This window comes from Vibrio sp. 03-59-1 (genome assembly GCF_013114135.1).
Taxonomy (GTDB): Bacteria; Pseudomonadota; Gammaproteobacteria; order Enterobacterales; family Vibrionaceae; genus Vibrio; species Vibrio cortegadensis.
In genome coordinates this window covers 145,654-158,001 of the sequence record NZ_VTYA01000003.1, presented here as the reverse complement: position 1 = coordinate 158,001, position 12,348 = coordinate 145,654, and the positions used below count along the sequence as shown (strand labels likewise).

Here is a 12,348-nt window from a genome sequence, read left to right as displayed (position 1 = left end):
GATCACCACTTCTATTGGCGAGAGTATTCCAACCCGCAGACTCTACTGCTTCTATTTACTGAATGGCTCTATTACTCCTATCTACTGAAGGGCATTGGATGTTTCTGCCGCATCTGGAGTAATCGCCCTAACTTCGGCAAGCGCCCTCTCTAAGTTTTCATTTGCGACGGGATAATAAGAAGGTTTCTTATCGATAGCCTGCTGCAAGTAAGGCACCGCTTTGTCTGGTTTGCCTTGAAGAATAAGAAAATACCCTACATTGTTGAGCGCTTCTGCTGCATCCATATGGCGCATGAAAACGTTTATCGCCCGCTTAATTTCACCTTTACCTAAGTAAATAAGCGCTAAATTATTTTGTGCTTTTTCATTGTTTGGATCTTTTTCCAGTGCTGACATGGTATAGCGTTTAGCCGAAGTGTAATTTCCACTCATATAATAAGAGTAACCGAGATTCAAAAGTGCTTTGACTGAGTTAGGTTTTACCTCTATCGCTTTATGATAGAAAACTTTTGCAAACTCATGTTGAGCCTCAATATCAGCCACAATTCCCAACCCCATATAAGCTAAGGCTGGCGAATCTTTATCCACTTGCAATTGCCTAATCTCTACCAGCTCAACGGTATCACTTAATGTATTCGGATTTTTCAACCTCACCTGATCGGCATTAAGCGCCCGATAAAAATAACTTTTTCCTTGCTGAACACTTCCCTGCTTCATGTAAATTGATCCTAATTGTTCCAGTACCTGAACATTATTCGGATTGTACTCAACAGACGCGAGAAATGCTTTTTCTGCATAAACCGTATTATCCCTAGATTGGTGGATTCGGCCTATGGTATATAAGGTTTTATCTTGGTGTTGAGCGTCTGGAAATGAAAGGGCACGTATATATTCATACAAGGCGAGATCAATATTATTATTACTTAGTGCAATATCACCTCGTTGAATCGCCTCCATTTCACTCAGCGGCGCCGCATCCGATGTTAAGGTGTCTATTGGGCGTCCTTCATAAAGAGAACTATCAAAACTTGGTTTTTCTGGCTCACTACTCGCACACCCTGATAGCACGAACAGACTTGATACTAAAAAGAACGTCTTCCATAAATTATTCATTAAAACTCCCTAGCTACCAAATGCATCAGACAGTGAAATCAACGCTGGCCCTATTGCAACAATGAAGAAACATGGCCATATAAATATCAGCAGCGGAAATATCATCTTAGTCGGTATTTTTGCTGCAATTTCTTCTACTTCTTGGTTTCTCTTATCTCTAAAATCTTCAGTATAATCTCGCAATGTTTGAGATAGACTCCCCCCAATCCTTGAGGCATGCGAAAGCATATTCACCAGGCCAGTAATCTCACTTAATCCCGTTCTCTCAATTAAATCCTCGAAAGCATCAGACATTTCGACCCCTGCTTTAATTTTGGCGCAAACGGTATCCAATTCATCAGCAAAATCAGGATGGGAGATCATTAACTCATCAGCCACCCTCCTTAAAGCAGCATTGAAGCCAAGCCCTGATTCGGTACAAACCACCAGCAGATCTAATGCGTCAGGAACGCCACCACGAACTCGGCGCTGGCGCTTTTTGACAAAATGGCTAAGCGCAACATTAGGCAGGTAAAGACCCGCGGCTACGCTAACTATCATGACTAAGTTGAGACTTCCTAAATCAGGTAGAAAAAAATAGAAAGCTGCAGCTGTCCCAAGACCAAGAATCATCGAAAAAACTTTAATGGCATAAAATATAGTCAGTGCATTACTGTCATGAAAACCAGCATGCATTAATTTGTGTCGAAGACTCTCTTTCTCTTTCACATCTCGAGAGGAAATAATGGGCGCTAAAGACTCCAACGTATTATCAAATGTTTGATTTCTTTTAGGTTTAGCTCCCCCCCCTTCTTGTTGCATGATTTCTAATTTTCGCTTGATTGGCGAGCGGGTCCCCATCACGATGAAACTTATACTCACTATAAGAAGAGATGTAGACAACAAAATCATACCGAGAAAAAGCGTCTCCTCATTGATTTCAAAATTTACGATGAGATCTAAAATCGTATCCATATCACACCTCAAAGTTGATTATTTGACGGATCCAAAGCGCACCAAAAAACAGGCTCACCACCCCAATACTAATTAATTTAATCCCCCGAGGGTCTTGATAAAGAGGCTCCAAATAAACCGGATTAATAAAAGACATTCCAAGAAATAAGATGAAAGGCGACAGAACCAGAATCCAAGCAGACATTCGACTCTCTGCTGAGATGGATTTAATTTTTCGAGTCAGCTTAAACCGCGCCCTTAACACCTGAGACACCTTTTCTAGATTTTCTGATAAATTCCCCCCTGTCTCTTTCTGTAATAACACGGCACTGGAAAAGGCGAGCATAGAGACGGTGGGGGTTCTGTCTGCCATCTGCATAATCGCCAGACGCATGTCATAACCGTAATTTAGAAGGTTAAAGGTATTCTTGAATTCGACACCAATTGGGGCTGGCATTTCATTCCCAACTTCATTAAATGCTTGTGTCACTGGTTGTCCCGCTTGCAACATTCGTTTGATGATATCGAGCGCATCTGGGAGTTGTTCTTCAAACTTAGCCAGTCGATCGGAAATCTTTTTCTGTAAGATAAAATGCATGATAAACCACACACCTAAAGCCGCAGAGACCGCGACATACCAGAATTGACCAATCAGTAGTAGAAAAACGAGTGATGATAAACTCAGAAGCCCAGTAACGGCCAAGGTTTGACTCAATGACCAGTCATAACCTGAAAGCTCTAATGATTTTTTTAACGATGAAAATATCGAATACTTCACGAGTTTACGATCAAGTGGAGTTAAGCTTCGAAGGTAGTGCTCTTGCAATAGTGAACGACTCTCTTCATCCAAATTGGATTGTGTCTCTTTCAAGCGTTTGGCTAGCTCTTGGTGCTTTGCTTTACTCCCAGCCGCAGGCAAGATCAACGCTTGAGAAATAAACACAACAGCAAAAAAGAGCAGAACGAGGAAGAAAGTAATGTCGTTTTCCATAACGCTACTCCTTATTAATAGGTTTCATTAAACAGCTCAAATGGAAGCTCAAGACCACGCTTAGTCAGCTGTTCATGACAAGAGGGGACGACACCTGTCGCGGTGTAATAACCGATGATATTGCCGTCTTCATCAACCCCTTGTCTGTGAAATTTAAATATCTCAGACATGGTGATAATTTCGCCTTCCATTCCATTAATCTCTTGGATGCTCACCATGCGCCGTTTACCATCTTCTTGACGCTCCATCTGCACAACCAAGTGGATCGCGGAAGCGATTTGGGAACGTAGATTCTTCGCTGAGATATTCCACCCTGCCATTGAGAACATGTTTTCAACCCGACTTAGTGCATCTCGTGGGGTGTTAGCATGTATCGTCGCCAACGAACCGTCATGCCCGGTATTCATTGCCGCCAGCATATCAACGGCTTCACTTCCCCTAACCTCACCAAGAACCACTCTATCAGGCCTCATACGAAGTGAGTTTTTGACCAGCTCACGCTGCCCTATTTCACCCTTTCCTTCCAGATTTGCTGGGCGCGTTTCCAAACGAACCACATGAGGTTGTTGCAGTTGTAGTTCCGCTGAATCTTCTATTGTGACAATACGATCATCGCTAGGAATGAATCCTGAAAAAATATTCAATGTGGTCGTTTTTCCCGACCCCGTACCGCCAGAGATCAAAATATTAAGCTCTCCTTTTACCGCCGCTTCGACAAATCGAGCCATAGGTTTAGAGAGTGAATTGAAATTTAATAAATTGTCCATCGTTAGCTTATCGACTGCAAAACGACGAATAGAAACAGAAGGGCCATCGAGAGCTAAGGGAGGGATAATGGCGTTAACACGAGAACCATCGAGTAGACGCGCATCAACCATCGGTGATGCTTCATCAATTCGTCGTCCAACTTGGCTTACAATTCTATCGATGATGTTTCTTAAATGACGATCATCTAAAAAGGTATATGGGGTTTTCTCTAATTTACCAAAGCGCTCTACAAATACGTTCTTCGGTCCATTCACTAAGATGTCTGATACTGTTGGGTCATTAAGAAGAGGCTCTAATGGTCCTAACCCAAACACTTCATCTTCAATCTGTTGAATAACTCGTTTACGCCCTTCGGCACTCATTGGATGGGTTTTATCATCAGCCATTAACTGAACAATAGCGTCATGAAGATCCTTGCGTGCTCGCTCCTTTTCTAGGCTAGATAACAGCCCCAAATCAAGGGTTTCGAGTAAGCGCTGATGATAGTAGTGCTTCATCTCCAACTCATGTTCGAGGATCTTTTTTTCCTCATCGACCGCTTTATTTTTTGCTTCAGCTTCTCGCAGTTTTCTTTCGACTTTATTTTCCGGATGCTCATTAGAAAAATCAACGGGGCTGTCATCTTGTACCGTAGAATCATCAACTGACAACGCTTTCTCTTGAAAGTCTGGATTTATATTTTTTCGTTTAAAGAACATAGCAATCCCTTATTCTGTTCTGAAACTAATTCTATGAAAACAATCGTTTCAGCCATCCTTTTTTGGACTCTTCTGGCGGTGATATTAAGTGTGAAAACTCCACGACCGATTTAGTAATTGGACTGCTTTTCCTTGACTCTATAAACGGCTTGCCTAGGTTTGCACTTTCAATTGCAACTTTAAAATCATTGGGAATCATATGTACTTTTACCCCATTGATCGTCTGCTCAATATCTTTGATTTTTATTGATTGGCGTTTTTCATATCGATTAACAATCAACTCAATTTGTTCTCGTGTTATGCCGTATTCAAACGTTAGTGCACGACTAATTCGAGTCGTATTTTTTACAGCTACTAGATTTTGCTGAGTAATGAGGAATACTTTACTGGCTGACGAGATCACAGAGGAAAATAACTTATCGATGCCTCTTGATAAGTCCACGATGAGATAAGGATAAAATTCCCTTAGTGTAGGTAATAGCTTTCCAATATTTTTAGCTTGATCGAAATCTTCATTACTGTTTTCAAGACCAAAACTCAGCATATGTAACCCCGATGGGTGCTTTGTAACCATACTGCTCAATGAGCTTTCATCTAAATCAGCGACATTGGTGATTGCATCTGAAATACTATAAGAGGGAGCCACATTTAGGTAATCCGATATCACGCCAAATTGCATATCTAAATCGAGAAGTAGCACCTCATCTTTATGATAACTAGCTATCTCCATCGCCGTATTTAATGCAAGGGTTGAAGCCCCTGAGCCCCCTTTGGTATTCATAAAAATGAACAACTCCCCCATATTACGACTCGCGATTTTTTCTTCCGCGACGTTTTTTAGCAATGGAAAGAGTTCGCTGAGTACTACTCGATCAGAAACAAAATCGGCGGCTCCAATTCGTAAGGCGATTTTTAATGCACCGTTATCGCTTTCATCACCAAATACCACAAGAGAAGCTTCATACTCCGATGTTGGAGGCTCATACTCTTGTAAGACCACAATCTTCTGCGCCCAATTAGGCCCTGTTTCCACGAAAATTAAATCTGGAGGGGTGAGTTGTTTTAAGCTCCCCACATCTAAGCTATACATGGAGATCATTTCGAACGTCAGATTTCGACACTTCTCAAGCTCTTGCCCCATGTGAAGTTTAAAACGATCATTTGAATACAAAACCCATATGCACAGATTCGTTTTTAACCTTAATTGGTTATCATCTTGCATCGTTAGTTTCACCGCTTCTCCCATAGTCGATCCCCTTCCTTAGCAATCGGTCTTGGTTCCATTTGTGTTATTTTTATTTGGCCTAACTACCCCAAGACTTTCTGCTGGTAGTGTGGTTTCAAAACTAGGTACCGATACTAGTCCGTTGTTTCCCAAATAGTTGAAAAGGGAAATAAACTGATAGTCATAGTTATCTACTTTTGCTCTAACAAACCTTATTGATGTAAATGTATCTTCATCTTCTAAATCACCAGTAACGACACCACCAGATTCATCTAGGTACTCAATAACTAAATGGCTTGTGGTGAAATCTGAAGGTGCATTACTGTCAATAACCAAAGTGTTAATATCCGCTGAATCCGTGACATAACATACACTGGCTAAACGCGCTGCTTTTCGTGTAATTTCGTTCACCATTTGTAAAGAAAACATGTAATAACCGAACGAAATGATGCCAAATAACATCAGTAACAACGCACTCGACACCACAGTAAACTCAATAATCGCTAGCCCTTTTTGATTTTCTCGCTGACTGTTCATGGCCCTGTCCTCATGACTGACGATGCGTTCAATGTGACAGCTAAAGAGGTATTGGATATTGGTAAGACTAAAAAGCTTGGTAAATAGTCATAACTTGCCGAAACCGTGACATAACCATTGACATGAGAAACCGAGATATCACTCACCGCTAAAGCGTCTAAAATTCGGTGGCTGCCAGTACTAGATTGTCCGTAAAGCACGATATTTTTGATCTCATCTTCATCGGCAATTTGATCATAAGAGGAGGTCCCATACACTTCCGTTACCGCATATCGAGCTCCGTTTTGCACCCCTTTATTTAAGCTATTTTGCTCCAACATTATGTTACCGATTTCAATGACTCCTACTAATAGTAGTAACAGCACGGGAAAAACGATAATAAATTCAACAGCCGCTAATCCATTTTGTTTATGTCTAAGTATCGTTTTCATATCAAGACTCCGTACTTAATGGATCTTTATAGAGCTGTATTCTATAAGGTCCTTCATCTTCAGGGGTGGGACCTGAATTACTATGATCTACCGTGCAGTCTTCAATAAACTCACCAAAAACCCCCTCATGACTTCCATTATTGGTTGGGGCTTGTTGTAATAAGAAGAAGCAACCTATTGCAGTCACTTTAACGTTTGAAGTCCCCCCAGAGGCCGTAGAACAATCAACAACTGGGACTGGTAAGATTCGTCTATCTGCAACACCTCCCGATCCAATGCGACAGTCACTCTCACCAGAACAATCAGGGGTCGATGCCATGTAATCACTGTAGCCCCAAGGGTCGCCACCGGCACCACTTGTATCGTTATAGGTAATATTGCCGCTGTTGTCGGCTGTCGCTAACGTTGATGGCTCTTTGACATAAATATCTGTAGGGTAATCCGATGAAGACAATCCACCGCCACTATAAACACCAAATCGAGAATTGATCCCTTGACCAACAGGCCCTACATTGCCTCCAGGTTTTGTATCTATATTTTCACCAATCGTAATGCACCCGTCATACCCACCAGCCAATGCAGATCGAATGGTACTAGCACCAGAACCAAAATCGAGGAGTTGATAGTTTCCGGGTCCCATCGTTCCTTGACTTGTACTCGCAAGTTTAAGCATATATAGCTCACCTCGCTCATAACCATCGGTAGAAGTTCCGCCACCAGAGCACACTGACATAGGAACGATATTACACGCTTTTATCGATGCAGAGCTTGGCCCTGCAACAGCACTCGCGGATACCGTTTTTTGAAGCCCGAATGCTTGAATAAAAAACTCGTCCATATCCAAGCTCGTTACTTCGACTCGCACATACACATCTAACGAACTATCAAAGCTAGAATCAGGAAAAGTCTGCGGGTCATTTGAATAAGTCACCGATACATTGGCTGTCGACATATCCATCTCACTATTCCCCACCGCGCCTGCCATATTGGTAAATGTGGTGTTTGCCGCTGCCGTTGCATCGGCGATACTGCTGTCACTATCAATTAAAACCGCTGCGGAAAGAGCCGCTGAGTCCACTGCATTTTGGAGTCGTGTCTTATTTACCATGAGATGGTTGATATCAATCGAAAGTGCAGCAATCGCGACAAAGACCAACATAGCCATCGTCACCATGACTAAAACTAAGCCTTTCTGCTTTTGCACTTTCTTGTTACTGCTCGTTATCGTTCTCATGATAAATCCTTAGAGATCGTAGACCAGAAAACCTATTGGCTAAACCCTTCGATAAACTGGCTATCAGAACCCGCTAAACTGTCACCCTTCTTACCAGTATAGACGTGATATGCGCCTTCCATTCTTTCACCACTACCTGTAGGGATAACCCCCATGTTTTCCTCTGTCGCTTGTTTGTTATAAATTTGCTCTTGCTTTAACTGGGCCACATGGCTACCTAAAGGTGCGTCATTTGCACAACCAATCAAGCTGGTTAAACAAAGCAGAGAAGTGGTCACTAACATTATATTTTTCATCATCCTCTCCTATAAACTGTGTCCAAATGAACCTTCTGAGCCACCTTGACTATTATCCAAGAACTCAGGATCTGAAGGCGCTTGATTTACTGAAGGTTTAACCGATGAATCAATGTATGCGCCCATTCCCAGCAAGTAGTATTTCAGGTCGGTAGGATTAACAAATGCGTCGGTGGGTAAGGTGATTTTATTTCGATCAATTGGAGCCGCTAATCGAGGTGTGACTAGAATAACCAGTTCCGTTTCGCCAGAAATGTACTCTTGGCTATTGAACAATTGGCCCAATACTGGAATATCCCCAAAGCCTGGCATTTTATTCGAAGCATCACGAACATTTTCACTGAGTAGACCAGCAATACCAATAGTTTGCCCATCGGCTAGCTCTAACGTTGATGACGCACTACGACGGGTAATCGGAGGAATATAATAAGTCCCATTGGTGCCATTTGGTGACAACGTTAGGCTATTTGCGCTAGCAATCTCACTGACATCTACCGCTAAATTTAAGTTGATTTTTTTATCACTAAGAACGGTAGGAATAAACTTAAGGCCGACCCCATATTCTTTGTATTCAATGGTAATGCCATCATCATCAGGTACAGGGATTGGGAACTCGCCCCCAGCTAAAAACTCAGCTTTAGAACCGCTTAATGCCGTTAAGTTCGGTTCCGCTAACACTTTTGCCACACCACTCTGCTTAGCCATATCAAGAGCAAACGTGAACAGCGTATCGCCATCAACAAATGCCCCTAAGATTCCCGTTTTAGTCACGGTTGGATTGTTAAAAATAGGCCCTACAGAGCCGCCAATATCATCGAGGATCCCACCACCAGACGTTCCGCCCCATGAGAAATTCCCGTTCTGTTCAAAGAAGTGAAAACTGGCATCAAAACGACGAACAAGGCTACGTTGAACTTCTGCTACCGTCACTTCTAGCATGACCTGCTGCGCACCACCGATAGACATCAAGTTGATGATTCCTGTCTGTTGCGTCTGTACGCTAAGAGAACTTTTCGCCGCATCCGCTTCTTGGCCTGATGCATAAGTTTCAGCAACCCGCAAAGCAACATTCATCTTCTCTTGAGAGCTCACCTGTCCACTTAAAATCAACCTATTTTGAGCACTATGAACTTCGACGGTTTCATCTGGTAGGAATTCGTAAAGCTTTGCTTTTAAACTATTAAGGTCATGAGTCACTTCAATATTTATTGACTCAATCAGTTGTCCACGGCTATCCCAAGCCATTAAATTGGTGGAACCTAGCTTCTTACCGATTAGAAACAATTCATCAGACTTAAGCATGACGATATCGAGTACTTCAGGATCTCCTAACGAGACTCGTTTTGCTTTTCCTGATAATTCAACATGTGTTGATTTATGATGAGGGACTTTGACTACTTTCCCTGTCTGTGTAGATGCCATAACGCCAAAACTGCTTATCAACCACACGAATACAATTATGATTATTTTCTTCATGTATCACCTCAATCCCTGACTCGAACATTGGAAGACTGTGTCCCTTTGATGATGGTGACACTAGGAGATACATAGCGACGCACCACTTTTTCTTTCGGCTCATGTGGGTTACGCAACGTGAGTTGGATCTCTCCTTTACTCTTCGCTGTTAATAATTTTTCCGCCTCTTTCGGTGAAACTTCCAATGTCACCGCTCGAACGATAATCGGCTTATTTTCTTTACTTCTTGCTGTCTGATCGACCGCTAATACTTTGATATCTTTTAAAACCGTCACGGTATTCGCTGATCCTTTGCCGTACGAAATCGTATTAAGAATATCCACTTTATTACCCGGTAATAAGAAACCCGCTACACCAATCACGTCATTTACACGAATAGTCACCGCTCGTTTCGTTTCAGGAATTAATGAGGCAAGAGCGGAACCTTCAGCACCGACCGACATCCTTTGAGTATTCACGATTTCCCCAGAATAGATTGAGGTGGCGGCAACTTGTCCTAGTAACTCAGTAGCTTCAGTATATTGATATTCGCTGCGCCAATCTTCCTCTAGCAACTTAGTGGTAAGGTGCTGATCTTCAATCACCGTTCCCGCCGGGATCTCTTGTGCTGCGATGATCACAGGCTCACGTAATACGACTTCCACTTCGGTTTGTGGCTGTGACTGCCTATCCATCCATTGCTTAGCAAAAAACACCGCAGCCAAGCCAAAGATAATCGACAATAAAAACAATAAAATGACCTGATTTCTGTTCATCTTGCACCTCCTCCTTTGCCATCGGCAGTAAAGTAGACTTCCCAAGCACGCTCTAATATCGTTGGAGTGATCACAGGGTCTGTCTCTTCGAATGCAATAATATCCTTGCTGATACCTACAATATCCTTAGGTAGGCATGGGTAATAACCCACATTATGTTGACGATGCAGTTGTAGTAATGGTTTAAATAAATCATGTTCTAGAGTTAATGACTTACCTTGTGCCATTAGCTCCCATAAGGCTTGGTATTCATCCTCTTTTAGTGGATTAAACTGAATCTTGTAACCTAGACGACGCAAAAATGCAGGGTCGGCGATCGTCTCTGGCTTTAAATTTGTTGAAAAAGCTAAAGTGAGAATGAATGGGATGGATATTTGTTGCCCATTAGGAAGCGACAAGTAATCGAAGAAATACTCCATAGGAACAATCCAGCGATTCAGTAGCGTATCAACTGGCATCGGTTGACGACCTAAATCATCAATAATGAATATGCCGTTATTCGCCATCATTTGAAGCGGAGCCATCCAAACTCGGTTGTGTTCGGTATGATTAACTTCCAGCATATCCATAGTGAGCTCACCTCCCACTTGAATACTGGGACGCTCACTCAACACCCAACGCTTATCATATTGAGATTTAAAAGAGATAGAGTCATTGATATGGTTGCTATCCACTCTTTTATGATGTTGCGGAGAAAAAACTTTAATGATGTTTCCTGCCGCGTATACGGCATAAGGAATATAAACAGAGGTGTTCAGAGAGTTAAGTAAACGAGTTGCAACATACGTTTTCCCTGTTCCCGCATCCCCGTAGAGAAGCAGTGCCCGACCTGAATTGATCGCAGGACCAAGAACAGAGACCATGCGTTCAGCACCATAAACATCACTTAATGCACTAGTCACATCACCTCTTGTGACTAAATGAGCTCGAACGTCTTGTTCCTTCACCATTCGATCATAATCACCAAGAGAGACTGGCGTTGGGCCTAAGTAGGCATCTTTCTTAAAAGCAGTGTCCGCTTCTTGCATTCCTTGCTCTGATAAAGCATATCGCACATGACCAGAGTTACTTTGAGAGGCAAAAGTTTCACTGGCCGCCTGAAACACTTCGACAAACGATTTTTTCCTTAACACAGCGATCAAGGTTTCAATCATGTGGCTATTTATACCCATTAGGCGAGTTAGAGCTAAAATATCAGACTTAGGATAAGCAGCTAATTGCTTAATGAGGAGATTCTCGATCACGACTTGAGGAATATTGAGAGCATCAAAAGAGGTTGGCACTTTAGGCGCAGCAGCTTGCGGTGTCAGATCGTCCTTATGTCCTGATTTAATATTCATTTCCATAGAGACCCCTTCTCTAATTAGAAATAGCTATGTAGTGCTAACCCAATAACAACAACGGGCGCAAATGGCATTCTTAATTTTTTAGAATGGCTAGACAAACTAATTATTTTACTTGTTGAGCGTCCATACAACATGAATAAAGATGATTTGTTTAATAGTATTTTAGAACCTGAAGCCTCAGTTGACATTCGTTCAAGCATGTAAAAGCCCCCAACTAGTCCACCAGAAATCAATATCCAGTAAGATGCTAACAATAACGAATCCCAGCCCACGATAATTCCAATGATACCTAGCAATTTCACATCACCAGGAGCCATTGCTCCTAAAAAGTAAAAGGTTAACCCTACAGAGAAAAGAATCAATCCAGAGGCCATTAAATATCCAAACTCCTCTAGAGTTGCTCCTTGGTTAGCTATTTGAATAATAGACAAAAATAATATTAACAATAGTAAATAGTTTGGAATTCTATTATCTCTAGCGTCATGCACGGCAATTAAAAACAAACATCCCCAGAAAATTATATTCATACACGCTCTTTTCTAACA

At 42.0% G+C, this 12,348-nt stretch carries 13 protein-coding genes; all 13 read right to left on the bottom strand.

What is annotated here, in order from left to right; translation table 11 throughout:
* Nucleotides 1-81 precede the first annotated feature (81 nt).
* Genes F0249_RS04185 through F0249_RS04125 form a run of 13 tightly spaced genes read right to left on the bottom strand, consistent with a single transcriptional unit; the run spans nucleotide 82 to nucleotide 12,330 of the window.
* A complete protein-coding gene (locus F0249_RS04185; protein WP_171755955.1) occupies nucleotides 82-1,113 on the bottom strand; it encodes a lipopolysaccharide assembly protein LapB in 1,032 nt (343 codons plus the stop codon).
* 9 nt (nucleotides 1,114-1,122) lie between these two features.
* Nucleotides 1,123-2,067 (bottom strand): type II secretion system F family protein, encoded by a 945-nt coding sequence (locus tag F0249_RS04180; RefSeq protein WP_171755954.1) that lies wholly within the window; start codon nucleotides 2,065-2,067, stop codon nucleotides 1,123-1,125.
* 1 nt (nucleotide 2,068) lies between these two features.
* Nucleotides 2,069-3,037 carry a type II secretion system F family protein gene (locus tag F0249_RS04175; RefSeq protein WP_017054060.1) on the bottom strand — a complete coding sequence of 323 codons (969 nt, stop codon included), beginning with the start codon at nucleotides 3,035-3,037 and terminating at the stop codon, nucleotides 2,069-2,071.
* Nucleotides 3,038-3,051: 14 nt separating this feature from the next.
* On the bottom strand, nucleotides 3,052-4,503 hold the full coding sequence (locus F0249_RS04170; RefSeq protein ID WP_171755953.1) for a CpaF family protein: 1,452 nt from the start codon (nucleotides 4,501-4,503) through the stop codon (nucleotides 3,052-3,054).
* Between the two features lie 31 nt (nucleotides 4,504-4,534).
* The gene (locus F0249_RS04165) at nucleotides 4,535-5,749 is read right to left on the bottom strand and encodes an AAA family ATPase (RefSeq protein WP_113799136.1); all 1,215 of its coding nucleotides are present in this window, start codon (nucleotides 5,747-5,749) and stop codon (nucleotides 4,535-4,537) included.
* 15 nt (nucleotides 5,750-5,764) lie between these two features.
* Nucleotides 5,765-6,265, bottom strand: a complete 501-nt coding sequence (locus tag F0249_RS04160; RefSeq protein ID WP_113799138.1) for a TadE/TadG family type IV pilus assembly protein — start codon at nucleotides 6,263-6,265, stop codon at nucleotides 5,765-5,767.
* Complete coding sequence (locus tag F0249_RS04155) at nucleotides 6,262-6,696, bottom strand: TadE/TadG family type IV pilus assembly protein (protein ID WP_113799140.1); 435 nt, start codon at nucleotides 6,694-6,696, stop codon at nucleotides 6,262-6,264. Before F0249_RS04155 ends, F0249_RS04160 begins: the two co-directional genes overlap by 4 nt.
* Before the next feature lies 1 nt (nucleotide 6,697).
* Nucleotides 6,698-7,930 (bottom strand): TadE/TadG family type IV pilus assembly protein, encoded by a 1,233-nt coding sequence (locus F0249_RS04150; protein ID WP_171755952.1) that lies wholly within the window; start codon nucleotides 7,928-7,930, stop codon nucleotides 6,698-6,700.
* Nucleotides 7,931-7,962: 32 nt separating this feature from the next.
* A complete protein-coding gene (locus F0249_RS04145) occupies nucleotides 7,963-8,226 on the bottom strand; it encodes a hypothetical protein (RefSeq protein ID WP_171755951.1) in 264 nt (87 codons plus the stop codon).
* Nucleotides 8,227-8,235: 9 nt separating this feature from the next.
* Nucleotides 8,236-9,702, bottom strand: a complete 1,467-nt coding sequence (locus F0249_RS04140) for a type II and III secretion system protein family protein (protein WP_171755950.1) — start codon at nucleotides 9,700-9,702, stop codon at nucleotides 8,236-8,238.
* 8 nt (nucleotides 9,703-9,710) lie between these two features.
* Nucleotides 9,711-10,457 carry a Flp pilus assembly protein CpaB gene (cpaB, locus tag F0249_RS04135; protein WP_113799148.1) on the bottom strand — a complete coding sequence of 249 codons (747 nt, stop codon included), beginning with the start codon at nucleotides 10,455-10,457 and terminating at the stop codon, nucleotides 9,711-9,713.
* The gene (locus tag F0249_RS04130; protein WP_171755949.1) at nucleotides 10,454-11,803 is read right to left on the bottom strand and encodes an AAA family ATPase; all 1,350 of its coding nucleotides are present in this window, start codon (nucleotides 11,801-11,803) and stop codon (nucleotides 10,454-10,456) included. Before F0249_RS04130 ends, cpaB begins: the two co-directional genes overlap by 4 nt.
* 17 nt (nucleotides 11,804-11,820) lie before the next feature.
* On the bottom strand, nucleotides 11,821-12,330 hold the full coding sequence (locus F0249_RS04125) for a prepilin peptidase (RefSeq protein ID WP_171755948.1): 510 nt from the start codon (nucleotides 12,328-12,330) through the stop codon (nucleotides 11,821-11,823).
* Between the last annotated feature and the right edge of the window lie 18 nt (nucleotides 12,331-12,348).